This is a genomic window from Pseudomonas salicis, from assembly GCF_057128705.1.
On sequence record NZ_JBSKHU010000008.1, the window covers coordinates 95,859 to 122,361 of the forward strand.

Sequence of the window (26,503 nt, forward strand, 5' to 3'; positions counted from 1 at the left end):
GACTGATGGCCCGTCGACGTCGCCACCACGAAGAGCACGAAAACCACGAACGCTGGCTGGTGTCCTACGCGGACTTCATCACCTTGCTGTTCGCGTTTTTCGTGGTCATGTACTCGATCTCGTCGCTGAACGAGGGCAAGTACAAAGTGCTGTCCGAAGCACTGGTCGGGGTGTTCAACGAAGCCGAGCGCAGCGTCAAGCCGATTCCTATTGGCGAGCAGAAACCCCAGACCGTGCGCCCGGCCGACCCGCTGGTGCAAGACAGCGAGCAGACCGACGCGGCGCTGGGGCAGGGCTCCCAAGACCCGCTTAAGTCGATTGCCGACGACGTCAACGCGGCGTTCGGTGATTTGATCGCCTCCAATCAGATGACCGTGCGCGGCAACGAGCTGTGGATCGAGATCGAACTCAATTCCAGCCTGCTGTTCGGCAGCGGTGATGCCTTGCCCAGCAATCAGGCCTTCGACCTGATCGACAAAGTGGCCAAAATCATCAAGCCGTTCGACAACCCGATCCACGTCGAGGGCTTCACCGACAACCAGCCCATCAACTCGTCGCAGTACCCGAGCAACTGGGAGCTGTCGTCGGCGCGGGCGTCGAGCATCGTGCGTATGCTGGCCATGGACGGGATCAACCCGGTGCGCATGGCCTCGGTGGGTTACGGCGAATTCCAGCCGCTGACCTCCAACGCGACCGCCGATGGGCGTGCCCGCAACCGCCGTGTGGTGCTGGTGATCTCGCGTAATCTGGACGTGCGTCGCAGCCTGACCGGCTCCGGCACCGCCGCCAATGCGAAACCCGATGCGGCGCTGCGTCGTGCTGGCACACAAACTGCACCGGCACCCGCCAAGCCGCCGCAAGGCGTCAAATCTTCGTCACCTGCCCCTTGAATCGGTCTCGGTCATGGTTGTGATGGCTGGGGGGAACGCGAACACATGAGAGTCTGGGCAGTAGCCAATCAGAAAGGCGGGGTCGGGAAGACCACCACCTCCATCGCTTTAGCCGGTTTGCTGGCAGAGGCGGGCAAGCGCGTGGTCGTCGTCGACCTGGACCCCCATGGTTCGATGACCAGCTATTTCGGCCACGACCCCGATGCGCTGGAACACAGCAGCTTCGACCTGTTCTTGCACAAGGGCGCGGTGCCGGAAGGCCTGCCCGGTCAACTGCTGCTGCCCACCAGCGACAAACGCATTTCCCTGCTGCCGTCGAGCACCGCGCTCGCCACCCTTGAGCGCCAATCGCCGGGGCAGAGCGGGCTGGGCCTGGTGATCGCCAAGAGCCTCGCGCAGCTGTGGCAGGATTTCGATTACGCGATCATCGACAGTCCGCCATTGTTAGGCGTGTTGATGGTCAACGCGCTGGCCGCGAGTCAGCAACTGGCGATCCCGGTGCAGACCGAGTTTTTGGCGGTAAAAGGCCTGGAGCGCATGGTCAACACGCTGGCGATGATCAACCGCTCGCGCAAGGTGCCGCTGCCGTACACCATCGTCCCGACCCTGTTCGACCGTCGCACCCAGGCGTCGATGAGCACCCTCAAACTGCTGCGCGACAGCTACCCGGAACATGTCTGGAAGGCCTATATCCCGGTCGATACCCGGTTGCGCGATGCCAGCCGGGCCGGGGTCACGCCGTCGCAGTTCGACAACAAGAGCCGGGGCGTGCTGGCATACCGCACGCTGCTCAAACACATGCTCACCGAACAGCTTGTCGGGCAGGTGGCCTGAAGTGTCCGCTGATCGTTTATTCACACGCCTTGCGCCTGCGCGCTCAAGTCGGCCTGCAGTGCAGCCGATAAAAAAGACAGGCGGTAATCGCATCACTTATTTTCGGGCTCCTGTATGAACCGCCCTCTGGACATCGCATCCCGGCCACAGCTGGCGCTGCAAAACTACCTCGACGCGTTGTTGCAAGACGCCACCGAAGAGCTGGACGTCAGCGACAGCATCGATGAATTTCAAGCGGCCGTGCTTGAAGAGCAGGCCCACGACGCGCGCATGCGTTCGGCGGTCGCTGAAGCGGTCGCGGTCGCGGCGGCGGTGCCTGTGCGTCCTGCGGCGCCGATCACCCGGCCTGCGCCGACCCTGCAGTCTGCGCCGCACGCCCAACCGGTGTCGCGCCCGGTCGCCGAGCCTCTAGCCGCTCGGGTACTTGAGCGTCCGGTGATATTGCCGCCGGTCATCGCACCGCCGATGGTCGTGCCGGTGGTCGTGCCGGTGGTCGAGCCTGTTATTTCCGAACCCACTGTCGAACCGACGGTGGCGGTGGTCGAGCCGATTGCCGAAGTGCACCTGCCGTCGCAGCGCACGCCGACGCCTCCGCCGACCGCCGATGATCGTCCGGACTGGGCCGCCGAGCCGTTCGAATGCCTGCTGTTCGACGTCGCGGGCCTGACGCTGGCGGTGCCGCTGGTGTGCCTGGGGTCGATCTATCCGTTGGCCGGGCACGACCTGACGCCGTTGTTCGGGCAGCCGGACTGGTTTCTCGGCATCCTGCCCAGCCAGGCGGGCAACCTGAAAGTGCTGGATACGGCGCGCTGGATCATGCCGGACCGTTACCGCGATGATTTCCGCCAGGGCTTGCAGTACGTGATTTCGGTTCAAGGGTACGAATGGGGATTGGCGGTGCATCAGGTCAGCCGTTCGCTGCGCCTGGAGCCTGACGAAATCAAATGGCGCACCCATCGGGGTCAACGTCCGTGGCTGGCCGGGACAGTCATCGAGCACATGTGCGCGCTGCTGGACGTGTCCGAACTGGCCGAGTTGATCGCCAGTGGCGCGGTCAAGCAGATGCAGGCACGCAAATAGCTGTATTGAAAAGCATCTTCCAATAAACACAGGGCGGCGCGAGTGCGTCGCCTGAAGAGCACAACACGCAAGGGGTTAGGGGTATGAAGAAGTCGTCAGCACAGGGTTCCGAAGATCCGATCCTGCAATGGGTCACCTTCCGCCTGGACAACGAAACGTATGGCATCAACGTGATGCAGGTTCAGGAAGTGCTGCGCTATACCGAGATTGCGCCAGTGCCGGGTGCGCCGAGCTACGTGCTGGGCATCATCAACCTGCGCGGTAACGTCGTCACTGTGATCGACACCCGTCAGCGCTTTGGTCTGCCGCCAGTTGAAGTCAGCGACAACACGCGTATCGTGATCATCGAGGCCGACAAGCAAGTGGTCGGGATACTGGTCGATAGCGTGGCGGAAGTGGTGTACCTGCGTCAGTCGGAAGTCGAAACGGCGCCGAACGTGGGCAACGACGAATCTGCCAAGTTCATCCAGGGTGTTTGCAACAAGAACGGCGAGCTGCTGATCCTCGTGGAGTTGGACAAGATGATGTCCGAGGAAGAGTGGTCCGAGCTGGAGAACATCTGATTGATTCTTGAGGTTGCGGTCATTTTTCTGGCGGTGTTGTGGGTGGCGTCCGTTGCGATGTTCATGGCCCACACCAAACGCCTGCGCACGCTGGCCACGCAGCAGGTCGAGGCTGACTCGCTGCGGGACCAGCGCATCCGTGAATTGGCCCGGCGTCTGGAGAATTACCAGAGTGGTACGGTGAAGATGGGCGAGGATTTGCAGGATTTGCGCTCTATGGTCTCGCCGTTGCCTGACAAGGTGACGGCGCTGGAGCAGCGGGATCCTTCGACGCTGTCTTTCGCTCAGGCGGCGCGTCTGGTGAGTATGGGGGCGAGTGTGGATGAGCTGACTCAGTCGTGCGGGTTGACTCAGGCTGAGGCGCAGTTGATGAGTAAGTTGCACGGGAATAATTGAGAGGCTTAATGGCGCTTCCTCTTGTTATGTGAATATCCGTTGCTGCGGGCGGGGCTGATAACGGTTCCGCCCTTACGGCGGGTCACCTTTTCCAAGAGCCGAAAAAGTAACCAAAAAGGCCCTGCTCCTGGCTCGGCCCTCGTTCCTCGGGTTCCCTCACTCCGGCGACGCTCCGTGGGCCCGCGCCGAACGGACATCCATGTCCTTGCGGCGCTCTCGCGGCATCCCTGCCGCTCGACCCACTCCGCGCCTCCTGCGCTCGGCCTGCACCCAAGTCGCGTTCTGCGGCGTCTGAACCACCGTGTTCGAAGAGCAACGGCATCTGGCTGGAGCTAACGCTCTTCGCATGCGCGCAAACTCTTCTGCCGAGCCTCGATCAACCTGTGGGAGCGAATTCATTCGCGAGAGGCCGGTACAGCCAACACATCTCCATCGCCAGATCCATTTTTCGCGAATGAATTCGCTCCTACAGTAGATCCGGACGGGCACACATTCCGGGCACGCCGAGAATCCTGTGGGAGACGCCGGAGGTTACGACGGCAGCGAAAGCGGCGGTCCAGCCAACGATCCTGTCAACGCGGTGTGATATCCCGCTCCACCGGCTGCGGATCAGGGTCGAACCCTTCGGGAAATTTCCCTTTCAGTCGCCAGGCAAACGCAATGATTTCGGCAATCGTCAGGTAAAGCTCCTGAGGAATGCTGTCCCCCAGTTCCATTCTGGCGAGCATTTTCACCAGTTCGGCGTTTTCGTAGATCGGGACTTTGTATTCCCGGGCGATGGCGAGGATGGCTTCGGCGAGGGCGTCGTCGCCTTTGGCGGTGAGGGTCGGGGCCTGGTGGCCGTCGTAGCTCAGGGCGATGGCCTGACGGGGGGCTTGGTCGGGCGTGGTCATCAGGCGTTCTCGTCGATCCAGCGTTGTTCGAGCACGGTGCGGCTGCCTTGGGCGGGAACGCCCCGGTTGCACGCCAGTTCTTTCACGTTCAGGCCACAGGCCACCAGCCTTGCGCGCAGGCTGTCGAGTTCGCCAGAGATCAGTTCCGCCGCGCCTTCGCGCTCGGCCCACATCTGGCTGGACAGGCTGCCCGCGACCAGTTGCGCCTGAACCTGCAACGGCCCGAGCGGTTCCAGATCGAAGGCCAGGTCCACCCGCCACAGTTTTTCTTTTGCCTTGACCTCTTGCGTGGCGGTCTCGGGAGTCTCCTCCCGATCAGGTGTGTCCTCACGTTGAACCTTGACCTGCAACGGCACGATGTCCTGGGCGTTGCGCATGGGGATTTCCAGCTGCCAGGTGGTCACTTGCGTGCCGTCGGCGTTCATCCGTGTCTGTTCGAGGCCGCCCAGTTGGTGGCTTTGCAGGCGGGAGATCGCACCGGCAGCGAGCTTGAGCAGGGTTTCCAGGTCGTCGTTGTTCTCCGCGTTGGCCAGCGTGCGCGACGGTAATGGGAAGTTGGTCGGCACCTTCGGCGCAGCGACCAGCCCCAGCGTACCCAAGGCATTGCGGATCACGTTGGGCATGAGGCGGGCGAGGGTGTTGGCGGCGGCTGCGTCGTTGTAGCTGACATTGCCCGGCAGCCCCGGCAGGATTTGCGCGATGACCCTCAGCAGGTTGGCCTTCATGTCCGGGACCAGCGTCGGGTCCTGCCCGGCCAGCAAGCGCGACTCCATGAACAACCCGCTGGCGCTCAGCGCCTGAGCCACCCCTTTGGCGGTGGTCATCTGCGGCAGGTCGGGCAGGTCGTCGAGCAACTGAGTGATGCTGGCGCGCAGCTGCGGCGACAGGTCGTCGGCCGCGCTGGCGTCTGAAGTCGGTGGCGGCAGATTCTGTAACGCGGTGAGCAGGCTTTGCAGCGAGCCTTGGCGGCTTTGTTGGGTCGACAGTTGCTGTGCTAGCGCCAGTTCGTCGAGCCGGTTGGGCATGGCGATGAAATTCAGCGCCTGACTGTTTTGCACCTGAGCGCTGAGCAGGCTGCCCACACGCAAGGGTTGCGGGCTGTCGAGGGTCAGGCTGCTGCCCGCCAGTGCGGTGTTGAGCAGCATCACGATGGAGCGGTACGTGGCGGGTTGAGTCGCCGCGCTGCCCGTGGATTGCCCCGTCAGTTGCGCCACGTTATCGGCCATCACCTGCGTGGTCAGTACCTTGCCTTGCAGCAGGGTGCCGGGGGGCAGTTGGCGCGTGTCGAGGCTGGTCAGGCTGTTGGTGATGGCCTTCTGCAGGTCTTGCACGCTGATGGTCAGCGTGTCCGCCGAGCCTTGCGCGACGTTCACGGTGGTGCCCGGCGTGAGCGGCAGGCTGCTGCTGACGGGGAGGGTGGTCTGGCGGCCGTTGTCCATGGTCAGTTTGAGCAGCAACTGGAAATCCTGGCCCAGCTGTTTGAGGCTGACCACCTCGGCATTGGCCACCTGACCGGAATTGAGCAGGCCTTCTCGCGGCTCCATGAGCTTGAGCACTTCGCCCGGTGGCACGCCAGCGCGCAGTAGAGCGGTCGCGGCGGCGACGGGGGATAGATTGGGTATATCGCCTGTCATTGAATTCCAACTCGGTAAATGTGCGCATGAACTGGCATAATCCTGCCCCGATGTCTTCGGTGGCCCGTCAGGCTGCCACCAGTATAACGGCCGCGCCGACCCCGACTTGAACCGCCGCGCGCCCCTGTCATCCGAAAAGAAGGACCTCATGCCGATCCCTGTTCTTGAAGCCGTGGCCCTGGCCTGCGAGCGCGACTGGCGGCTGCTGTTCGAGCATTTCGACCTGCGGCTGACGGCGGGCGACATGGTGCAGATCAGCGGCCCCAACGGCAGCGGCAAGACCAGCCTGTTGCGCCTGCTCAGCGGCCTCATGCAGCCCACGGCCGGTGAAGTGTTGATCGGCGGCCAACCCCTCGCCCGGCAACGCCACGCACTCGCGCAGCACCTGTTGTGGATCGGTCACGCTGCGGGCATCAAGGATCTGCTGACCCCGGTCGAAAACCTCGCCTGGCTGTGCGCCCTGCATCAGAGCGCCGACACCGACGCCCTTTGGCACGCCCTTGAAGCGGTTGGACTGCGGGGTTTCGAAGATGTGCAGTGCCACACGCTGTCTGCCGGACAAAAGCGCCGGGTGGCACTGGCCCGTTTGTACCTGCCAGGCCCTGGCCTGTGGATGCTCGACGAGCCGTTCACCGCGCTGGACAAGCAGGGCGTGGCGCAATTGGAGGCCCATCTCGCTGATCACTGTGAACAGGGCGGCGTCGTGGTGCTGACCACCCACCACACGCTGAACCAAACGCCGACCGGTTATCGCGACCTGAATCTGGGAGAGTGGGCGCCATGAGCCACGTGTTCACCCTGCTGATCGCCCGCGAAGCCCGCCTGTTGTTTCGCCGTCCCGCCGAACTGCTCAACCCGCTGGTGTTTTTCGCCATTGTCATTGCGCTGTTTCCGCTGGCGGTGGGGCCGGAATCGCAACTGTTGAAGACGATTTCCCCTGGCTTGGTCTGGGTCGCGGCGCTGCTCTCGGTGCTGCTGTCGCTGGACGGGCTGTTTCGCAGCGATTTCGAAGACGGTTCGCTGGAGCAATGGGTCCTTTCGCCGCACCCCTTGCCGCTTCTGGTGTTGGCAAAGGTGATGGCACACTGGGCGTTTTCCGGGCTGGCACTCGTGTTGCTAGCGCCAGTGCTGGCGCTGATGCTCGGCCTGCCGGGTGAGTGCCTGCCGGTGTTGCTATTGTCATTGTTACTGGGCACGCCGGTGTTGAGCCTGCTGGGCGCGGTGGGCGCGGCGTTGACCGTCGGCCTCAAGCGCGGCGGCCTGCTGCTGGCGCTGCTGATCCTGCCGCTGTACATCCCGGTGCTGATTCTGGGCAGCGGCGCCTTGCAGGCGGCCCTTCAGGGCATGGCAGCGACCGGCTATCTGCTTTGGCTTGGCAGCCTGACGGCGCTCGCGATAACCCTGACACCTTTTGCAATTGCCGCTGGCTTGAAAATCAGTGTTGGCGAATAATCAGAACCTGATCGACCGGACAGCTTTTTAATCGCCCGCGCTTTAAATAGTTAATATCCGAGGCAGGACGCTTCAGTTAAAAGGAGCGCCTGAACAGGCAAGCCACCGTGATGAAACGCATTTTGATGAGAAGCAGCGTGATGAAAAGGCAGCGTGATGAACACAAGCGCCAAGGCTAAAAGCGGTATCAGTTGGGCGTGGTTCCACAAGCTCGGTTCGCCGAAGTGGTTCTATGGCATCAGCGGCCGTCTGCTGCCGTGGCTGAGCATCGCCGCCGCGTTGCTGATCGGCATTGGCGTGGTCTGGGGCCTGGCCTTCGCGCCGCCGGATTACCAGCAGGGCAACAGCTTCCGCATCCTCTACATCCATGTGCCGTCGGCGATGCTGGCGCAGTCCTGCTACGTGATGTTGGCGGTCTGCGGCGTGGTGGGGCTGGTGTGGAAGATGAAAATGGCCGACGTCGCGCTGCAATGCGCCGCGCCCATTGGCGCCTGGATGACCGCCGTGGCGCTGCTGACCGGGGCCATCTGGGGCAAGCCGACCTGGGGCGCGTGGTGGGTCTGGGATGCGCGGCTGACCTCGATGCTGATCCTGCTGTTCCTGTATTTCGGCCTGATCGCGCTGGGCAACGCCATCACCAACCGCGAAAGCGCGGCGAAAGCGTGCGCGGTGCTGGCCATCGTCGGCGTAGTGAACATTCCGATCATCAAATATTCGGTGGAGTGGTGGAGCACGCTGCACCAGGGCGCGACTTTCAGCCTCACCGAAAAACCGGCGATGCCGGCCGAGATGTGGCTGCCGTTGCTGTTCACCGCGCTGGGCTTCTATTGTTTCTTCGGCGCCGTGTTGCTGGCGCGCATGCGTCTGGAAGTGCTCAAGCGAGAATCCCGCGCGACCTGGGTGAAGGAAGAAGTGATGAAAGCCCTCGGCCAGAATCTGCGCAAGGGGGGCGGTCAATGAGCTTCGATTCCTTCAGCGATTTTCTGGCCATGGGCAAACACGGTCTGTATGTCTGGACCGCCTATGGCATTTGTCTGGCCGTGTTGGCGATCAACGTCGCGTCACCGTTATTGGCGCGTCGGCGTTACCTGCAACAAGAGGCGCGCCGTTTACGCCGGGAGAGCAACACGTGAATCCGCTGCGAAAAAAGCGACTGTTGATCATCGTGGCGATTCTCGCCGGGGTCGGCATCGCGGTTAGCCTGGCGCTCAGCGCCCTGCAAGAGAACATCAATCTGTTCTACACCCCGACCCAGATTGCCAGCGGCGAAGCGCCCCACGGCACGCGGATTCGCGCTGGCGGCATGGTGGAGAAAGGATCATTGCAACGTTCCGGGGATTCGCTGGACGTGACCTTCGTGGTCACCGATTTCAACAAGTCGGTGACTATTACCTACCGTGGCATTCTTCCGGACCTGTTCCGTGAAGGGCAGGGCATCGTCGCGCTGGGCAAACTCAATGCCGATGGCGTGGTGGTCGCCGATGAAGTGTTGGCCAAGCACGACGAGAAATACATGCCGCCGGAAGTCACCAAGGCGTTGAAGGATAGCGGTCAATCTGCACCGAACGCACCGGCGGGCGCGTCCTACACACCCGCCAAACAGGGGTAAACCATGATTCCCGAACTCGGCCATCTGGCCATGATCCTGGCCCTGTGCTTCGCCGTCGTGCAGGCCGTCGTGCCGCTGGTTGGCGCTTGGCGCGGCGATCGCGTGTGGATGGGCCTGGCGCAACCGGCGGCGTGGGGGCAATTCGCGTTTTTGTTGTTTGCGTTCGGTTGCCTGAGCTATTCGTTCATGGTCGACGACTTTTCGGTGGGCTACGTCGCTGAAAACTCCAACAGCGCCTTGCCGTGGTACTACAAATTCAGCGCGGTGTGGGGTGCCCACGAAGGCTCGTTGCTGCTGTGGGCCTTGATTCTCGGGGGCTGGACCTTTGCGGTGTCGGTGTTCTCCCGGCAGTTGCCGCAGGTGATGCTGGCGCGGGTACTGGCGGTGATGGGCATGATCAGCATCGGTTTTTTGCTGTTTCTGATCCTCACCTCCAACCCGTTCAGCCGCATCCTGCCGCAGATTCCCCAGGACGGTCGCGACCTCAACCCGCTGCTGCAAGACCCCGGCCTGATCATTCACCCGCCGATGCTCTACATGGGCTACGTCGGGTTCTCGGTAGCCTTCGCCTTCGCCATCGCCGCGTTGCTCGGCGGTCGCCTCGACGCGGCGTGGGCACGCTGGTCGCGCCCGTGGACCATCGTCGCCTGGGCATTCCTCGGCATCGGCATCACCCTCGGCTCATGGTGGGCGTATTACGAATTGGGCTGGGGCGGCTGGTGGTTCTGGGACCCGGTGGAAAACGCCTCGTTCATGCCGTGGCTGGTGGGCACTGCGCTGATTCACTCGCTGGCGGTCACCGAAAAGCGCGGCGTGTTCAAAAGCTGGACCGTGTTGCTGGCCATCGCAGCGTTCTCCCTGAGCCTGCTGGGCACCTTCCTCGTGCGCTCCGGTGTGCTGACTTCGGTTCACGCGTTTGCGTCTGACCCTGCCCGTGGCGTGTTCATTCTGATCTTCCTGCTGCTGGTGGTGGGCGGTTCGCTGACGCTGTTTGCCATCCGCGCGCCGGTGGTGAAAAGCCACGTCGGCTTTGGCCTGTGGTCGCGGGAAACCCTGCTGCTGGGTAACAACCTGGTGCTGGTGGTGGCCGCGTCGATGATTCTGCTCGGCACGCTGTACCCGCTGGTGCTTGACGCCATGAGCGGGGCGAAGATGTCAGTCGGCCCGCCGTACTTCAATGCGCTGTTCGTGCCGTTGATGGGGTTGTTGATGGTGGTCATGGCCGTGGGCGTGCTGGTGCGCTGGAAAGACACCCCGGTGAAGTGGCTGATGAGCATGCTGGCGCCGGTGTTGGTCGGCAGTGCCGTGCTGGCGGTGATCGCCGGTTTCGCGATGACGGATTTCCACTGGGCGGTGCTCGCCACTGTAATGCTGGCCGCGTGGGTGCTGCTGGCAGGCGTGCGCGACCTGCTCGACAAGACTCGCCACAAAGGCCTGATCAAAGGCGCTGGCTCGCTGACCCGCAGCTATTGGGGCATGCAACTCGCGCACATCGGCATCGCCGTGGTGGCGCTGGGCGTGGTGCTGTCCAGCCAGAACAGCGCCGAACGGGACCTGCGCATGGCCCCAGGCGATTCGGTCGAACTGGGCGGCTACACCTTCGTATTCGAGGGCGCGAGACACGTTCAAGGCCCGAACTTCACCTCGGACGAAGGCACGATTCGCGTGCTGCAAGATGGCAAGGAAGTCACCGCGTTGTACCCGGAAAAACGCCTGTACACCGTGCAACGTTCGATGATGACCGAGGCGGGTATCGACGGCGGTTTCAGCCGTGACCTGTACGTGGCGCTGGGTGAACCGCTGGACAACGGTGCGTGGGCCGTGCGGGTGCACGTCAAACCTTTCGTGCGCTGGATCTGGTTCGGTGGGCTGATCACCGCACTGGGCGGTTTGCTGGCGGCGCTGGACAAGCGTTATCGGGTCAAGGTGCGGGCGAAAGTGCGGGACGCGTTGGGTCTGTCGGGAGCTGCGGTATGAAGCGTTGGGTGTTGTTGATTCCGCTGGTGCTGTTTCTCGGCATGGCGGTGGTTCTGTATCGCGGGCTGTACCTGGACCCGTCCGAGCTGCCGTCCGCGTTGATCGATAAACCGTTCCCGGAATTCGCGTTGCCCGCCGTGCAAGACGGCAAGCCACTGACTCGCGCCAACCTGTTGGGGAAACCGGCGCTGGTCAACGTCTGGGGCACTTGGTGCATCGCCTGCCGGGTCGAACACCCGGTTCTGACCAAACTGGCGCAGCAGGGCGTGGTGATCTACGGCGTCAACTACAAGGACGTCAACACCGACGCCTTGAAATGGCTCAGCGAGTTTCACGACCCGTACCAGCTGAACATCAATGACGAGGCGGGCAGTTTGGGACTGAACCTGGGCGTCTACGGCGCGCCGGAAACCTTTCTGATCGATAGCAAAGGCATCATTCGCTACAAGCACGTCGGCGTGATCGACGAGACCGTCTGGCGCGAGAAACTGGCCGGGCTATATCAGGGGCTGGTGGATGAGGGCAAACAATGAGCTTTCTCCACCGCCTCTCGACTTGTGGGCACTCCGCGTTGGCCCAGGTGCGCCGAGGATTTCTCTGCGGGAGCGAATTCATTCGCGAATCGGTGGTTCGGGCAACACCTCTCGGTCGGATGTACGGACGCTTCGCGAATAAATTCGCTCCCACAGGTTTGAACTGTGATCGGCCATGCAGTGACAGGGGGCGACGGCTGCTCGCCGCTGCGATGTTGGCACTGGGTTTTGCGAGCACTGCCCACGCCGCCATCGACGCTTACACCTTCAAGGACGACGCCGAGCGGGCCCGTTACACCGAGTTGACTCGCGAGTTGCGGTGCCCGAAATGCCAGAACCAGGACATCGCCGATTCCAACGCGCCCATTGCCGCCGACTTGCGCAAAGAGATTTACCGCATGCTCGGCGAAGGCCAGAGCAATCAACAGATCATTGATTTCATGGTCGATCGCTACGGCGAATTCGTGCGTTACAAGCCCGAACTCAACGCCCACACCTGGCTGCTCTGGTTTGGTCCTGCCGGTCTGCTGCTGGGCGGGGCGGTGCTGATTGGCGTGATCGTCGTGCGTCGTCGCGGCCAGCGTGCCGAAGATGCCGATGTGCTTTCCGACGAGGAGCGTCAGCGCCTCGCCCACCTGCTGGATAAAAACCACGAATGATCGATTTCTGGCTCGCCGCTGGCCTGCTGTTGCTGGTGGCCTTGGGTTTCCTGTTGATCCCGTTGCTGCGCGGCCGTCGCGCACAGCGGGAAGAAGACCGCACCGCCCTCAACGTCGCGCTGTATCAGGAACGCGTGGCTGAACTGCACGCGCAACAGGCCGAGGGCGTGTTGTCCTCCGCGCAAATGGACACTGGCCGTGCCGAGGCGGCGCGCGAGTTGCTGGCCGACACTGAAGGCGCCTCTGCAGAGCGTGTGTCGCGCTTAGGTACGCCGCTGCCCTTGCTCGCGGCGGTGCTGGTGCCGTTGGTGGCGCTGGGGCTCTATCTGCACTTCGGCGCCAGCGACAAGGTCGAATTGACCCGCGAATTCGCCCAGCCGCCGACCTCGCTGGCGCAGATGACCGACCGGCTGGAGCGTGCAGTGAGGGCGCAGCCGGACTCGGCAGAAAGCCTGTACTTCCTCGCCCGCACCTACATGTCCCAGGACCGGCCCGCCGATGCGGCGAACATGTTCGAGCGCGCCGTGGCGTTGGCGGGGCGTCAGCCGGAATTGCTGGGGCAGTGGGCGCAGGCGTTGTATTTCGCGGGCAACAAAGCCTGGACCCCGCAGATTCAAGGGTTGGCGGATGAGGCCTTGAAGACCGATCCCAAGGAAGTCACCAGCCTCGGCCTCAAGGGCATCAACGCCTTCGAAAGCCAGCACTTCCAGGACGCCGTGGATTACTGGAAACGGTTGCTCGCGGTATTGCCGCCGAACGACCCGTCGCGTCCGGCGCTGGAAGGGGGGATCGCCCGCGCCGTCGAAAAGGTCGTACAGAGTGGCGGCCAGGTGCAGGACGCCACGCTGATCGCCGCGCCGGGTGCGCATTTGAAGGTCCGCGTGACCCTGTCCGACGAGCTCAAGGCCAAGGTCCAGCCCGGTGACACGGTGTTCGTGTTTGCCCGCGCGGTGTCAGGCCCGCCTGCGCCGCTGGCGGTGAAGCGCGTGACGGTCGCCGATCTGCCCGTTGAGGTGGAACTGACCGACGCTGACGCGATGATGCCGCAACTGAAACTGTCGAACTTTCCGGAAGTCCAACTGGTTGCTCGGGTATCCCGCGCAGGCCAGCCCACTTCCGGAGAGTGGATCGGTCGCAGCCAACCGTTGCCCAGCAACGTCACGGCGCGACAGGCCCTGACCATCGACAGCCCCGATCAGTAGCGTTTTTGCTGATCCTGATCGCGCGGCCCAGACACAGTAGAGAATCCTATGTATCGCGTCGCACGATTTGCCTTGTTGAGTGTGGTGGTGGCATTGAGCGCCGCCTGTGCGGTCCAGCGCCCCGGGCCGCAGAGTTCTGAACCGATCCCGACGATTCCTCGCGGCTCATCGAGTCCGTCGCCAACGCCCCAGCCAGGAACCCCACGCACCACACCTCAGACCCCGCCCTCGACGCCGATCCCGTCCGGCCCGAAAACCTCCGCCAACTTCGCTCCGCCGCCCGGTGGCAACAGCCATTGGGATGCCAGGCTGGGCGTGCACGTGCTGGATAACGTGCCCAACACCTTCTACCGCCAACGCACCTACTACCGCTGGAACAACGGCTGGACCTGGTCCACCTCGCCGAGCGGCCCTTGGCAGGAAACCGATTCCAGCGGCGTGCCGCCGGGGTTGAGCCGACAGTTCGGGAATTGAGCATGACGGCTGATCGCAGATCCTTTGTAGGAGTGAGCTTGCTCGCGATCGCTCGTCCAGCCTACTTACGCAGTAGCTGACCCACCGTATCGCAGTAGGAGCGCGCTTGCCCGCGATAGGGTGTGTCAGCGGCAGAGGGTGGTCTGGCACACCGCCATCGCGGGCAAGCCCGCTCCTACCGTTCCGACGCTGTTTGCCAGCGACGCGATTCATCCGGCATAAACACAAACGGCGACCTGTCGAGGTCGCCGTTTTGCGTTAAACGGTGCGTTTACTTGGCCGGGTAAATCTGGTCGAACACGCCACCGTCGTTGAAGTGGGTCTTCTGGATGTCGGGCCAGGTGCCAAAAGTTTTTTCGATGTTGAGGAAATCGACTTTCGGGAAGCGGTCGGTGTACTTCGCCAGCACTTTCGGGTCACGCGGACGCAGGTAGTTGGCGGCGGCGATTTCCTGGCCTTCCGGGGACCACAGGTATTTCAGGTAATCTTCGGCGAGGGCGCGGGTGCCTTTCTTGTCGACGACTTTGTCCACTACGCTCACCGGTGGCTCGGCTTCAGCAGATACGCTCGGGTAGACCACTTCGAACTGATCGCGGCCAAACTCGCGGGCGATCATCTCGGCTTCGTTCTCAAACGTCACCAGCACGTCGCCGATGTGGTTGGTCATGAACGTGGTGGTGGCGCCACGGCCGCCCGTGTCGAGGACCGGCACATGGCTGAACACTTGGCCGACGAATTTTTTCGCAGCGGCTTCATCGCCGCCGTTCTTCAGGGTGTAGCCCCACGCCGACAGGTAGGTGTAGCGCCCGTTGCCCGAGGTCTTCGGGTTCGGCACGATCACCTCAACGCCGTCCTTCACCAGGTCGTTCCAGTCTTTCAGCGCTTTCGGGTTGCCCTTGCGCACGATGAACACCGTGGCAGAGGTGAACGGCGCGCTGTTGTTCGGCAGGCGCGCGACCCAATCCTTCGGCACCAGCCCTCCGTTGTCCGCCAGGGCATTGATGTCGGTGGCCATGTTCATGGTGATCACGTCAGCGGGCAGGCCGTCGATGACCGAACGGGCCTGCTTGCTCGACCCGCCGAAGGACATCTTCAGGGTCACGTCTTCCTTGTGCTCGGCCTGCCAGTGTTTCTGGAAGGCGGCGTTGTAGTCCTTGTAGAAATCGCGCATCACGTCGTACGAAACGTTGAGCAATTCAGGCGCGGCCTGGGCGGCGCTACCAAAGGCCATTCCGGCGGCCAGAAGAGAAGCGGCGAAGAGTTTGTTCACAGCGAATTCCTTTGTCGTGTGTGGAAATTGTTCTTATGAATAAAGGGCTGGCTAATGGCCGCGACTATAACGAAAAGCCCCAGTCGCTTAATAGATTAAAAACGTCTGTGCTTATGAATTCTCGACGCCGTCCGACACGGCAATCGCATCGACTTTCGGAAACAGCGCGTTGCCACACCGCGAACAGAACGCCGAGTGGGGCTCATGGCTGTCCTTGGCGCACACCGGGCAATCGTGCTGGAGCTGATCGCCGCGCATGGCGGTGGCCAGTTCAGCGGTGAAGATGCCGGTGGGCACCGCGATGATCGAGTAACCCGTGATCATCACCAGCGACGACAGAATCTGGCCGACCGGCGTTTTCGGCACGATGTCGCCGAAGCCCACGGTGGTCAGCGTGACGATGGCCCAGTAAATCCCCTTGGGAATGCTGGTAAAGCCATGTTCAGGGCCTTCGACGACGTACATCAGCGTGCCGAACACGGTCACCAGCGTCGAGACAGTCACCAGGAATACGATGATTTTCTGCTTGCTGCCACGCAGGGCCGCCAGCAAGTAGTTAGCCTGTTTCAGATAGGGGCTGAGTTTGAGGACGCGAAAGATCCTCAGCATCCGCACCACGCGGATGATCAACAGGTACTGAGCGTCGGCGTTATACAGCGCCAGAATCCCCGGCACGATGGCCAGCAGATCGATCAGGCCGTAGAAGCTGAAGGCGTATTTCAGCGGCTGCGGCGAGCAGTACAGGCGCAGGATGTACTCGACGAGGAACACGAACGTGAAGCCCCATTCGATGTAGGCCAGCAGGTCGGCGTAGTCGCGATGGATGGCCTGGATGCTGTCGAGCATCACAATGGCGAGGCTGGCGAGAATGGTCAGCAGCAGGGCCTTGTCGAAGCGCCGACCGGCGGTGGTGTCTGTCTGAAAAACGATGATGCGCAGTTGTTCGCGCCAACCGGTGTTGCTGTCCATGAGGGTTTTCCGAGTGCAAGGTCGGCAGAGCCTGTGACAAACCGTTCAGGAGCGCAACCGCTGATCGCTGATCGTCTGGCGCATCAACCGACTGCCAGCCTGCACCAGCCAGCAAGCGAGAATGAACGGGGCGGTCAGCGTCGCCAGGCCCAGCCCGGAAAAACCCGGTTGCAGCAGGATCGCCAGTAAGATTGCCACGCCCGGCAACCAGGGTTTCTGGCGCACATGGCTGAACGCCAAGGCTGCCAGCGCCGGGTTGTAGCCTGACAGGCCGAGCAACGCCAGGTCGGTTTCCTGTTGCCACAACGCGAAAGCGATGCCGCATGCGCAACCCAATGCCGCCCACACCGCGGCGGTGCGATTGGCGATGAGCAGGCCAATCCCGATCAGCACACCGGCAAACGGATGATCCAGCAGGAACACTTGGCCGAGACCCAGTGGCAGCGCCCGGATCAGGTCCGAATGGGCCATGCCCACATTCGGCACAGGCTCGGCGAATACCAGCAGCACCCAACTGAACAGCACGAACGGCGCGGTGTAGGCCTTGAGGCAAGACGCACGAGGCGCCTGTTGCATCCACGCGTGCATCAGCATAGCGCTGAGACCGCCGCAGGCGATGATCAGCAAAGGTGACAGGGGCGAATCATCGAAACGGTAGCTGATCAGCAAGCCCAACAGTACGCCGTTGTAGCTGTAGACCCCGGACTGCCGCTCGGCCTTGGGATAGCCGCGACGTTGCGCGGTGAGCAATCCGGCGACCGCACCCAATAACGCGCCGCCCAAGGAATGGGGTGCGCTGATCAGGATCGCCATCAGACAAAATAGGCCGCACACGGGGCTGCGTTGCAGCAGGACCTGACTGAAACCGTTAAGCAGCGCTTCGGCCCAGTCGGGGCAATGGGAGGGGGGGGCAGGATTGAGGTTGCTCATTTATGTATTCAATATATTTAGTTATTGTATACATATTGGATCGGGCGACCGGCGTAATCAAGCCCTAGGGTCGGATATCACGAACCTGTGGGAGACGCCGGAGGTACGACGGCGTCTCCCACAGGGGATCGGAGCATTCCGGAGTTTTGTTTGAACCTTATTAAACCCGAAACTGCCGCAACAACCCATTCAACTGCTCGCTCAACCCTTTGAGCTGCACGCTCGCCGCGCTGGATTGTTCGGCCGCCACCGCTGTGCTTTGCGACAACTGTGCGGCCTGGGTCACGTTCTGGTTGATGTCTTCCACCACGTGGGATTGCTGCAGGGTGGCGCTGGCAATGGAGGCGTTCAGGCCATTGAGGTTACGCAGGGCCTGGCTGATGGAGGTCAGGCTCTGGCCCGCGAGGTTGGCCTGTTCGATGGTCAACTGCGACGACCGGCTGCTGTCGCCGATCACTTTCACGGCCGCGTCGGAATGGCTTTGCAGGCGTTCGATCATCGCCTGAATTTCTGCCGTGGACTTCTGCGTGCGTTGCGCCAGCAAACGCACCTCGTCCGCCACCACCGCGAAGCCGCGCCCTTGATCCCCGGCGCGGGCCGCTTCGATTGCAGCGTTCAGCGCCAGCAGGTTGGTCTGCTCGGCGATGGAACTGATCACCTCCAGCACCCCGCCGATCTGCGTGCTTTCACTGGACAAGGTGCGGATCACCTCGACCGCCTGATCGATGGTGCCCGACAGGTGCCCGATCTGTTTCAGGCTGCTGTCGATATTGGCTTGGCCCTGCTGGGCCTGGGATTCGGCGTTGCGCATTTCGCTGGCGGCGTGTTCGGCGTTCTTCGCCACGTCCTGCACGCCGTAAGTGACCTCGTTGACCGCGGTCGCCACTTGCTCCATCTGCAGCGATTGCTGCTGGCTGCGTTCTTGCGCCTGCACGGCGTTGTTGCCCAAGTCGTTGGATGCCTGGCCCAGTCCGAGCGCCGACACCTGCAACTCCCCGACGACCCGGCGCAGCTTGGCGGTGAACGCGTTGAAATGGGTGGCCAGTTGTGTGATTTCATCGCGCCCGTGGGTTTCCAGGGTGCGGGTCAGGTCGCTCTCGCCACTGGCAATGTTGGCCATGGCGTCGACCGTGGTTTTCAGTGGCCCGGCGATGCTGCGGCCAATGACGATCAGCAGGATCGCCATCAACAGAATGATCCCCAGGCTGATGGAGACGGCTTTGATTACCTGTTGCTGGAACTCGGCCTGCACGTCATCGACGTACACGCCGGAGCCAATCACCCAGCCCCAGGGCGAGAACAGCGACACGTAGGAGGTTTTCTGCACTGGCTCGCTGGCGCCCGGTTTCGGCCAGCGATAGTTGACTGTACCCGCGCCTTTGGCCTTGACCACGGCCACGATTTCATTGAAGACCTGAAAACCGTCCGGGTCCTTGATGCCCGAGAGGTCCTGTCCCACCAGCTTGGGGTTGGCGGGGTGCATGATCATTACCGGGCGCAGGTCGTTGATCCAGAAATAGTCAGTCTGGTTGTAGCGCAGGCCTCGAATGGCATCCATCGCCTGCTGCTGCGCCTGTTCGCGGGTCAGCTTGCCGGTGGTTTCCAGGCCCTGGTAATAGTCGAGCAGGCCCGCAGCTGTCTGCACCACGTGCATGGTCTTCTGCGCCTTGGCGTCGTACAGGTCGTCGTGGATTTGCTTGAGCATGGCCACCGCCAGCGTGAACAACATCAACACAGCGACGATGAGGATCAGCCACAGCCGGCGGCTGATGGAGAAGTTGCGCATATTCATGACCGTCACTCCGTTCATTGTTCTTGTTATGACGCGGGCTGCGTGTTTGAGACCAGCCCCCGAGACGGAAAATCATCCACAGCCAAGGCCAGGCGATTCATTCCCGTCATAAAGCATCTCGGCGCTGCGAAGCCAAACCTGAGAGCCCTGTGAAGTTATTTACGGTAATCAGGCGAGTGTGTTTCGAAGGTTTGCCAAATGCCCAAAAAATGACGTCAGAATGTTTACACGTATAGCCAAAGGCTTACACGAAATGGAGCGTTTCGCTCTATGTTGGATCCCATCGAAGCAGTACATTGGATCCATCAACTGCAGCAAAGGATGACTGCAGGATCAAGGATGATCGACCGTTGCCAAGGTACTGGCGGCCAACAGGAAGTTGGACGGTGTTGCACAAACCCGCTTCGGCGGGTTTTTTTATGCCCGCGAAAAACGCCGTTTGGCATGCGTATGCATCCCGGTCTCCGCTACATTCCCCCGTCAGGCATTTGCTCGTACGCGCGCGTGAAACATTCATTTGGATCAAATCTCATCAGCCGATGGAATTTCCAGCGCTGGCGCCGTTCACAGTACCGACAACACCCGAGTCCAGGACAGGGCCGGCCGGGCAGGCAATGGGAAAAATTATGGTGGATGCAGCGCAAATGGCAGCAAACGTGCAACAAAAAGGACTGATCCTGGTGGTTGAGGATGAGTCCATCATTCGTGATTTCGTGTGCGAGATTCTGGGCGATGAGGGGTTTACGACCCATGCGCTGGAAAACGCCGATGACGCCGCGAAGTTTCTGGATGACCACGCAGGCAGGGTGTCATTGTTGCTGACAGATATTCTTATGCCCGGCACGTTGAACGGCGCCGACCTCGCCAACCTGTCCGGCAATAAATGGCCCGAGATTCCGATCCTGATCATGTCCGGCCATGAAACGCCGGAAAGCTCCGGGGTACAGCATGCGGTGACGTTCATCCGAAAACCGTGGAGTTTCGGTCAGTTGCTCGACGGTGTCGACAAGGCGTTGCAGACCCGAAACCCGGCGTGACGCGGGCTAGCGGTCCGGTTCACACCCTTTTAGCACCAGACGGATGATGGTCTGGGCGGCGGCCTCGTAATCGGCGTCGTCCAGTTTGCTCTTCCCGGTGACCGTGGAAATCTGCCAGTCGAAATCCGCGTAGGTCTGGGTCGCGGCCCAGATGCTGAACATCAGATGATGAGGATCAACGGGCGCAATCAGCCCGTCGTCGATCCAGCCCTGAATACACTCGATGTTATGCCGTGCCTGACCGTTGAGCTGTTCGACCTGCTCGGGCGTCAGATGCGGCGCGCCGTGCATGATTTCGCTGGCAAACACCTTGGAAGCGAAGGGCAGGTCCCGCGAGATGCGGATTTTGGAGCGGATGTAGCCGCTCAAGACTTCGGACGGAATGCCTTCGCGATTGAAGGGCGTCGACGCCTGCATGATCGGTTCGATGATGCTTTCGAGCACCTCGCGGTAGAGGTTGTCCTTGGATTTGAAGTAGTAATAAACGTTGGGCTTGGGCACACCGGCCTTGGCGGCGATGTCGCTGGTCTTGCTGGCGGCGAACCCTTTGTCGGCGAATTCTTCACTGGCTGCGCGCAGGATCAGTTCTTTGTTGCGCTCGCGGATGCTGCTCATAAAGCGGAATGTCCTTGCCTGCTCGGCGGTGGCGAATGTTAGCACCGGCTTCGCGACAGGCTCAAGATTGCTGCAAATCCCTGAATCCTCACTGTTTGTCCCCTGTGGCACCGGGGAGTGCCGGTGGTATTGTGTGCGGGTGGAGACGGGAGTGGAAAAAGGGGGCGCCTTTACGGGGCCTGAACGGGTATTCGGTGACGAGGTGTCGGCTTATGAACAGCCCTTTGTTTTCCAGCGTGGTCGCCTATGCCCAACATTGTGAGCGGCAATTGGTGGAAATCCTGCATCGCCGACCGACCCTCGACCGGCAGCAGGTCATGACCTGGGTCGACGAGCAGAGTCATGCGATGAAAGACCGTGATCCTCTGGATCTGCTGCGTGCGCTCAATGCCAAGGTCCGGGCGGGAAAGCCCTTGCCGTGGGAGTCGCATTGATGCGCCGATCCGGGGATTGCTGCTGCCGGAACGCCGTGCGCTGATTCCCCTGTGGGAGCGAATTCATTCGCGAAGGATCTTCCGGCGACGGAGGTGTGTTGCCTGTACCGGCTTTTCGCGAATGAATTCGCTCATACAGGTTGGATTGCTGTGAATGTCTGTGCTGTCAGTTGTCTGCGATCTGACCGTAGGCCTTTTCTGGTCTGCGGTTGTAGAACGTCGCCAGGCCCACCAATACCACCAGAATGGTCAGCAACACCAGCGATGATCCCACGGTGCCGAAGTCCAGACCGCCTTTGTCGTAAGGCTTGGTCAGCACGTCGCCCAAGGTCGCGCCAAACGGCCGGGTGAGGACGAAGGCGATCCAGAACAGGGCCACCGACGACAGCCGCGTGGTGTAGTGCAGGAGGGCGACCAGCGCAATGGCCGAGCCGATCAGCAGCGCGCCGCCCATGAAACCCAACCCCGAATCGTCCGCCAGGAAATCCCCCAATGCGGTGCCGAGGGTGTTGGAAAACAGGATCGCGAACCAATAGAACAACTCGGCCTTGAGCGTGGTCACGCGGGTGACCGACAGCGACTTCTCGCTCAGGTACCAGACTGAAAAAATCGCCAGCAGAATCGCCACCAGAATCGCAGACCCCGCCGCGTAACCCAGCCCCAGCGTGCGGTCCATGAAATCCGACATCGTGGTGCCTGCCGTGCTGGTGGACAGGATCACCAACCAGTACAACGCCGGGTTGTATCGCTTGGACGCCAGCTGTGTCAGCAGCGTGACCACGAACACGCTGATCAGAATCAGCGAACTCACCAAATAGCCCACGTCCAGCGTCATCGACAACAGGTCGCCTGCGGTTTCCCCCAGCGTCGTGGCACAGATTTTCATGATCCAGAACGCAAGCGTGATCTGCGGAAGTTTATTCATCGTTCATACCCGAGAAGGTCGGACAGCATTGTTCGAAATAGGGCACCTCAGCCATTGGCTGACGGTGGCTCATGATCCCGAGGCCGGTGTTAAAAATAGGTCGAACAAAGATGAAAACGTCATGAAAGCGTGCAGGCCGCCATTGACTTGGGATTCAGTTCCGGACAGAGGGCGCATCCGGAGTGCTGCGCCGGTGTAAACTTGCTGTCGGCGACTCGATGGATCGAACAGCCGTGAATACATCGATGATCTGGAAGAGGGAGATTGACCCATGCATGGATATGGCATGTCCGGCGACTTGTTACACCTGGCGCTTTATTTATTGACGATCGTGGCTTGGCTCTATTTGTGGCTGGTCTGCGTGTTCAACGCCCGAATACCCTTCAAACAAAAACTGGGCGCCCATGCCCTGTTGATCTGTGCGCTGGGCATCCCGAGTCTGGCAACGATCATGGTCGGCGGCGCGTTCCTGGTGTTTGGCCTTGAATACCTGTTGTGGAGTCTGATGATCGTCGGTGTGGGTGTCCCGGTGGCCAGCGCCCGTTTGGTTCAACGCCACACAGCCTGACCATACGTCACCTGCAGTCCTGTGTTGCCGCGTTTGTGTCTAGCCTTTGATCAAGGCTTGGACACGGACGTCGGCACATGAATCTCTGCTCCCATACTCCCAGTCTCAGCGTGGTTGACTCGCGCGGCTTGCCCGTGCGTCAAGTCGGTTTCTACCGTGCCGATGTGCAAGATCGCCCCGAACTCCGGATGACCCGCCAAGCGTTCGACGTGTCAGGGCGCCTCTTGGCAACCACCGATCCCCGCCTTGATCGACCCTCGACTTCCACTGTTTACAGCCTCTCTGACCAGCCGTTGTTGACCGATAACGTCGATGCGGGATGGCGCCTGACGTTGTTCGGCGAAGCGGGGCAGCCGCTGGAAAACCGCGACAGCCGGGGCACGCTGTTGGCGTTTGAATACGACGAGTTGATGCGGTCTGTGGCGATTGCCGAAACGCTCGATGGAGAACTCGCTCGGGTTTCTGACCGGTTCATCTATGCCGACGCCAGCGCGCAATGGTTGGCGCACAACCAGTGCGGCACGTTGCTGCGACGTGACGATTCAGCGGGGTCTGTGTGGTGTTCGGCGTACGGCCTGACGGGGGCCTTGTTGCATCAAGAACGGCGATTTCTCGCACCAACAGAGCGCGTTGACTGGCCGCAAGAGCCTTCGCAACGTGACCTGTTGCTTGAAGCGGAGCGCTTTATCTCGACGAGCGCTGTCGGTGCTGACGGGGATGTCATTGTGCAGACCGATGCCCGAGGCAATTGCCGGTTTCTGACGTACGTCTGCTCAGGGGAACTCCAGAGCACCGGTCTTCAATCGTCGGGCAGCGATAAGGTGCACGTTTTAGTGAGCGATATTCACTACGACGCAATGGGCGCCGCCGAACGGGAGACCGCAGGCAATGGTGTCGTCAGCACTGCGACGTACGATGCGGCAGATGGGCGGCTGACCCGGCTGTTGGCACTCACTGGCGAGGGACAGGTGCTACAGGATCTGAATTACGGCTACGACCCCGTTGGGAATGTCGTGAGCGTCGAGGATGCTGCGCAGCCGGTCTCGTTTTTCAGAAACCAGCGCGTTGATCCGGTCAACCGTTACGCCTACGACAGCCTTTACCAACTGATCGAAGCCACTGGGCGGGAAGTGGCGCCGGTTTCCCATCTGCCCGGACTGCCCGACCTTCAACCCCTGCCGCTCGATCCCGGCAACCTCATCCATTACACCCAGCGCTTTGAATACGACGCAGGTGGCAACCTGGTGGCTCGGCACCATTCGGGCGGTGAAACCTGGCGTATGGCGGTGTCGTCGACGAGCAACCGCAGCCTGCCACAGCGGGCTGACGGGAGGCTGCCTGATGAGGGGCAGATCGCCGAAGCTTTCGATGGCAATGGCAACCTCAAAGAGCTGCAACCGGGTCAGGCAATGAAGTGGGATGCGCGCAATCAGTTGAGCCAAGCGACTTTGGTGAAGCGCGACGATGGACCTGATGACAGCGAGCTTTATCGCTACGACGGTGGTGGTCAGCGGGTCCGAAAGGTGCGGGTAAGTCAGGCGCGCAGTCACACGCTGACGGCTGAAGTGCGTTACCTGCCGGGGCTGGAAATACATCGCAACGAGGCAACCGGCGAAGTGCAGCATGTGCTCACGGTCGAGGCGGGGCGTAGCAGCGTGAGGCTATTGCATTGGGAGTCCGGCAAACCCGACGGCATCGAGAATGATCAGTTGCGCTATAGCCTCAGTGATCACCTGGGCTCCAGCACCCTCGAACTTGATCGAGACGCGAAGTTGATCAGCCACGAAGGTTATTACCCGTTTGGCGGCACCGCGTGGTGGGCGGCGCGAAGCGCTGTTGAGGCTAAATACAAGACCGTGCGGTATTCCGGCAAAGAGTGTGATGCGACGGGGCTTTATTACTACGGGTTCAGGTATTACGCGCCTTGGATGCAGCGGTGGGTTAGTCCGGACCCGGCGGGGGATGTGCAGGGAGTGAATCGGTATGGGTTTGTTGGTAATTCACCGGTAAGAAATCTCGAAGTAAACGGTGCAGTTTATGAAGGGCTCAATGATCGAGTTGAAAATATGTTGGAGAGGGGAGGGGACCGCATTATTTGGAGAGGCCTGGGTGAGCTACAAACCATTGATGCTTCTGGGGCGCAAGCGGTCAGGCTCGCATTAGCGGGCGTTGATCAAGTTTTAAAGGGTGCCATTGCTGCTGCTCAAGATTCGAACTGGGACAGGTCTTCCGTTAGCATGAAATATTTTGGTTATTATCACAACGAAGCGATGCCATACGTCTTGCGTGATTGGCAGCGAACGCAGGCGTTGGTCTCTGATTATCGCAGTCTTGAGGGGTACGATAAATTCGTAGGGATAGAACCCAAAGAGTCCGAGGAAACAGCCAGTGTGGTGCGAAATGACCCACACGGACGGGTTTTTCTGAATGTGGATAAGTTACGGAACTCTGAACTTCAGAAAACAATAGCTCACGAAATGTCGCATCTGGGGAAGGTCAGTGGTTTACACAATCATGAGGGATCAAGGACGGTGGATAGCTTTTATTTGAATGATCAATTTGCGATATATTTGCCTTCAATCGGAAGCAGGCCAGATATAGGTGAGATTTCGAGCGCTGTGGTGAATGGGCAATTGACATCAACCTACCTTGAGAGAACGTTATCCCCAGTGGCATTTTTTACTGATCAGGTGCAAGCGCTGCATCATAATGTTGGACGGCAACATGACTTGCCGGCGATCATTCATGATTTCAATCAATCTCCTCATATTGCATCTGTAATGGCCTCTCGGAACGCCGACAGCGTTACCGAAGCGGCATATGATTTTTACCACGCCCGAGGAAGGCGATTACTGGCTGAACGCAGCAACGGCTCGTTGCGATAATCCTTGAAGGGGTGCGAGTCAATCACTCGCACGCCCAGTGACGCTTTAAAAAAACACCTTCACCAACAAACTCGCGGTGTTCTGATCCGTATCAAAATACCGGGTGTCATTGATCCCGTATTTGTTGGTCCAGTAGTCATACTCGATCCCCACGTACAACTGCCGCTCCGGCAAATTCATCGCCTTGCCCAAGTCATATTTGATCTGCGGGTTGAAGTGCAGGTTAGAGTGGTAGTCGCCTTTGGTATTGGACTGTTTGTTGTCCACGACCCAGTCCATGAAACCGTCGATCAAAATGTCCGACTTGCCCACGGGGATGGTGTACGACCAGACCGGGGTGATCTGCCAGGCGCCATAACCCGCACGGTGGCCATCGTTGTAGCGCTTGTAGAAGTTGAGTTGGAAGTAGTCGAAACCGGGGATGTTCAGGTCGAAGCCGGGGCCGATCAGGTACGACTCGACGTCGCCTTCACCAAACTCGTAAGTACCTGCCAACAGCACGTCCTTGATCGGGCCGAGCTCGAATTTCTGGTCGAATATCTTGCCCAGCGACAGGCGAGGGGAGAACTCGCCGTATAGCGTGTTATTGCCCACGCCCGGATCTTTCTTGCCGTTGTAGAAGATGTTGTCGACGAACAGGAAGTTGTCGCCGTATTTCCAGCCGTCTGCGTGTTCGAAAGTAAAGGTCTGCTGGGTATCCGGGTTGACCTCGAAATTCTGGCCGTACAGATACGTCAGGCTGTTGCTCTGCCATTGCAACAAATCGCCAGACATCGCGGGGGTGGCGGCCAGCAGGCTACTGGCGGCCAACAGGCTGGAAAGCGAACGGTTCATGCGGTACTCCCTTGGGTTCAAAGTCGGTGTTGCGATGAGTTGGCGCTC

28 protein-coding genes are annotated in these 26,503 nt (G+C 60.8%); 19 read left to right on the forward strand and 9 right to left on the reverse strand.

The window, feature by feature from the left end; genetic code table 11:
• Window positions 1-5: 5 nt before the first annotated feature.
• From motD to ACWKWE_RS26205, 5 genes are all read left to right on the forward strand, one after another.
• Window positions 6-890 (forward strand): flagellar motor protein MotD, encoded by an 885-nt coding sequence (gene motD / locus ACWKWE_RS26185; RefSeq protein ID WP_483852121.1) that lies wholly within the window; start codon window positions 6-8, stop codon window positions 888-890.
• Window positions 891-935: 45 nt separating this feature from the next.
• A complete protein-coding gene (locus ACWKWE_RS26190) occupies window positions 936-1,724 on the forward strand; it encodes a ParA family protein (protein WP_483852122.1) in 789 nt (262 codons plus the stop codon).
• A 114-nt stretch (window positions 1,725-1,838) separates the two neighbouring features.
• Window positions 1,839-2,804 carry a CheW domain-containing protein gene (locus ACWKWE_RS26195; protein ID WP_483852123.1) on the forward strand — a complete coding sequence of 322 codons (966 nt, stop codon included), beginning with the start codon at window positions 1,839-1,841 and terminating at the stop codon, window positions 2,802-2,804.
• 83 nt (window positions 2,805-2,887) lie between these two features.
• The gene (locus ACWKWE_RS26200; protein ID WP_062385949.1) at window positions 2,888-3,367 is read left to right on the forward strand and encodes a chemotaxis protein CheW; all 480 of its coding nucleotides are present in this window, start codon (window positions 2,888-2,890) and stop codon (window positions 3,365-3,367) included.
• Window positions 3,368-3,763 carry a DUF2802 domain-containing protein gene (locus ACWKWE_RS26205; RefSeq protein WP_166598667.1) on the forward strand — a complete coding sequence of 132 codons (396 nt, stop codon included), beginning with the start codon at window positions 3,368-3,370 and terminating at the stop codon, window positions 3,761-3,763.
• Window positions 3,764-4,335: 572 nt separating this feature from the next.
• Here the strand turns inward: ACWKWE_RS26205 and ACWKWE_RS26210 are convergent.
• On the reverse strand, window positions 4,336-4,656 hold the full coding sequence (locus tag ACWKWE_RS26210; RefSeq protein WP_166597915.1) for an EscU/YscU/HrcU family type III secretion system export apparatus switch protein: 321 nt from the start codon (window positions 4,654-4,656) through the stop codon (window positions 4,336-4,338).
• On the reverse strand, window positions 4,656-6,290 hold the full coding sequence (gene fliK / locus ACWKWE_RS26215; protein ID WP_483852124.1) for a flagellar hook-length control protein FliK: 1,635 nt from the start codon (window positions 6,288-6,290) through the stop codon (window positions 4,656-4,658). Before fliK ends, ACWKWE_RS26210 begins: the two co-directional genes overlap by 1 nt.
• Before the next feature lie 148 nt (window positions 6,291-6,438).
• Here fliK and ccmA point away from each other — a divergent pair, with 148 nt between their 5' ends.
• From ccmA to ACWKWE_RS26265, 10 genes are all read left to right on the forward strand, one after another.
• Window positions 6,439-7,074, forward strand: a complete 636-nt coding sequence (gene ccmA, locus ACWKWE_RS26220; RefSeq protein WP_483852125.1) for a cytochrome c biogenesis heme-transporting ATPase CcmA — start codon at window positions 6,439-6,441, stop codon at window positions 7,072-7,074.
• Window positions 7,071-7,742 carry a heme exporter protein CcmB gene (gene ccmB / locus ACWKWE_RS26225; RefSeq protein ID WP_166597912.1) on the forward strand — a complete coding sequence of 224 codons (672 nt, stop codon included), beginning with the start codon at window positions 7,071-7,073 and terminating at the stop codon, window positions 7,740-7,742. The genes ccmA and ccmB overlap by 4 nt, the downstream gene beginning before the upstream one ends.
• A gap of 156 nt (window positions 7,743-7,898) precedes the next feature.
• Window positions 7,899-8,702, forward strand: coding sequence for a heme ABC transporter permease (locus ACWKWE_RS26230; protein ID WP_483852126.1), 804 nt, complete (start codon window positions 7,899-7,901; stop codon window positions 8,700-8,702).
• Complete coding sequence (ccmD, locus tag ACWKWE_RS26235; RefSeq protein WP_401151214.1) at window positions 8,699-8,875, forward strand: heme exporter protein CcmD; 177 nt, start codon at window positions 8,699-8,701, stop codon at window positions 8,873-8,875. The genes ACWKWE_RS26230 and ccmD overlap by 4 nt, the downstream gene beginning before the upstream one ends.
• The gene (ccmE, locus tag ACWKWE_RS26240) at window positions 8,872-9,351 is read left to right on the forward strand and encodes a cytochrome c maturation protein CcmE (protein WP_483852127.1); all 480 of its coding nucleotides are present in this window, start codon (window positions 8,872-8,874) and stop codon (window positions 9,349-9,351) included. Before ccmD ends, ccmE begins: the two co-directional genes overlap by 4 nt.
• A 3-nt stretch (window positions 9,352-9,354) precedes the next feature.
• On the forward strand, window positions 9,355-11,328 hold the full coding sequence (locus ACWKWE_RS26245; RefSeq protein WP_483852128.1) for a heme lyase CcmF/NrfE family subunit: 1,974 nt from the start codon (window positions 9,355-9,357) through the stop codon (window positions 11,326-11,328).
• The gene (locus ACWKWE_RS26250) at window positions 11,325-11,861 is read left to right on the forward strand and encodes a DsbE family thiol:disulfide interchange protein (protein WP_166597907.1); all 537 of its coding nucleotides are present in this window, start codon (window positions 11,325-11,327) and stop codon (window positions 11,859-11,861) included. The genes ACWKWE_RS26245 and ACWKWE_RS26250 overlap by 4 nt, the downstream gene beginning before the upstream one ends.
• A gap of 212 nt (window positions 11,862-12,073) precedes the next feature.
• Entirely contained in the window at window positions 12,074-12,520 is a 447-nt protein-coding gene (locus tag ACWKWE_RS26255) for a cytochrome c-type biogenesis protein (RefSeq protein WP_166597906.1), read from the forward strand.
• Window positions 12,517-13,722, forward strand: a complete 1,206-nt coding sequence (gene ccmI, locus ACWKWE_RS26260; protein WP_483852129.1) for a c-type cytochrome biogenesis protein CcmI — start codon at window positions 12,517-12,519, stop codon at window positions 13,720-13,722. The genes ACWKWE_RS26255 and ccmI overlap by 4 nt, the downstream gene beginning before the upstream one ends.
• Window positions 13,723-13,770: 48 nt before the next feature.
• Window positions 13,771-14,196 carry a hypothetical protein gene (locus ACWKWE_RS26265; RefSeq protein ID WP_166597904.1) on the forward strand — a complete coding sequence of 142 codons (426 nt, stop codon included), beginning with the start codon at window positions 13,771-13,773 and terminating at the stop codon, window positions 14,194-14,196.
• A 271-nt stretch (window positions 14,197-14,467) separates the two neighbouring features.
• On the opposite strand, the gene ACWKWE_RS26270 is transcribed toward ACWKWE_RS26265, so the two are convergent.
• The 4 genes from ACWKWE_RS26270 to ACWKWE_RS26285 all read right to left on the reverse strand — a co-directional run bounded on the left by ACWKWE_RS26270 (window position 14,468) and on the right by ACWKWE_RS26285 (window position 19,157).
• Window positions 14,468-15,466: a sulfate ABC transporter substrate-binding protein gene (locus ACWKWE_RS26270; RefSeq protein WP_483852130.1), complete on the reverse strand. Its 999-nt coding sequence runs from the start codon at window positions 15,464-15,466 to the stop codon at window positions 14,468-14,470.
• Between the two features lie 111 nt (window positions 15,467-15,577).
• Window positions 15,578-16,435, reverse strand: coding sequence for an ion transporter (locus ACWKWE_RS26275; RefSeq protein WP_166597902.1), 858 nt, complete (start codon window positions 16,433-16,435; stop codon window positions 15,578-15,580).
• A 45-nt stretch (window positions 16,436-16,480) separates the two neighbouring features.
• On the reverse strand, window positions 16,481-17,365 hold the full coding sequence (locus ACWKWE_RS26280; RefSeq protein WP_483852131.1) for an urea transporter: 885 nt from the start codon (window positions 17,363-17,365) through the stop codon (window positions 16,481-16,483).
• A gap of 160 nt (window positions 17,366-17,525) precedes the next feature.
• Complete coding sequence (locus ACWKWE_RS26285) at window positions 17,526-19,157, reverse strand: methyl-accepting chemotaxis protein (protein ID WP_483852132.1); 1,632 nt, start codon at window positions 19,155-19,157, stop codon at window positions 17,526-17,528.
• 644 nt (window positions 19,158-19,801) lie between these two features.
• On the opposite strand from ACWKWE_RS26285, the gene ACWKWE_RS26290 reads away from it, so the two are divergent.
• Complete coding sequence (locus ACWKWE_RS26290; protein ID WP_371928616.1) at window positions 19,802-20,194, forward strand: response regulator; 393 nt, start codon at window positions 19,802-19,804, stop codon at window positions 20,192-20,194.
• Window positions 20,195-20,200: 6 nt separating this feature from the next.
• Here the strand turns inward: ACWKWE_RS26290 and ACWKWE_RS26295 are convergent, their stop codons facing one another.
• Window positions 20,201-20,809: a TetR/AcrR family transcriptional regulator gene (locus ACWKWE_RS26295; RefSeq protein WP_166597899.1), complete on the reverse strand. Its 609-nt coding sequence runs from the start codon at window positions 20,807-20,809 to the stop codon at window positions 20,201-20,203.
• Window positions 20,810-21,021: 212 nt separating this feature from the next.
• On the opposite strand from ACWKWE_RS26295, the gene ACWKWE_RS26300 reads away from it, so the two are divergent.
• A complete protein-coding gene (locus ACWKWE_RS26300; protein WP_166597898.1) occupies window positions 21,022-21,243 on the forward strand; it encodes a hypothetical protein in 222 nt (73 codons plus the stop codon).
• A 166-nt stretch (window positions 21,244-21,409) separates the two neighbouring features.
• Here the strand turns inward: ACWKWE_RS26300 and ACWKWE_RS26305 are convergent, their stop codons facing one another.
• A complete protein-coding gene (locus ACWKWE_RS26305; RefSeq protein WP_166597897.1) occupies window positions 21,410-22,168 on the reverse strand; it encodes a COG4705 family protein in 759 nt (252 codons plus the stop codon).
• Between the two features lie 286 nt (window positions 22,169-22,454).
• Between ACWKWE_RS26305 and ACWKWE_RS26310 the strand changes: the two genes are divergently transcribed.
• The gene (locus ACWKWE_RS26310) at window positions 22,455-22,736 is read left to right on the forward strand and encodes a hypothetical protein (RefSeq protein WP_401151243.1); all 282 of its coding nucleotides are present in this window, start codon (window positions 22,455-22,457) and stop codon (window positions 22,734-22,736) included.
• A gap of 77 nt (window positions 22,737-22,813) precedes the next feature.
• Window positions 22,814-25,621 (forward strand): RHS repeat domain-containing protein, encoded by a 2,808-nt coding sequence (locus tag ACWKWE_RS26315; RefSeq protein WP_483852133.1) that lies wholly within the window; start codon window positions 22,814-22,816, stop codon window positions 25,619-25,621.
• A 45-nt stretch (window positions 25,622-25,666) separates the two neighbouring features.
• Here the strand turns inward: ACWKWE_RS26315 and ACWKWE_RS26320 are convergent, their stop codons facing one another.
• Window positions 25,667-26,455, reverse strand: coding sequence for an outer membrane protein OmpK (locus ACWKWE_RS26320; protein WP_166597893.1), 789 nt, complete (start codon window positions 26,453-26,455; stop codon window positions 25,667-25,669).
• Window positions 26,456-26,503 lie beyond the last annotated feature (48 nt).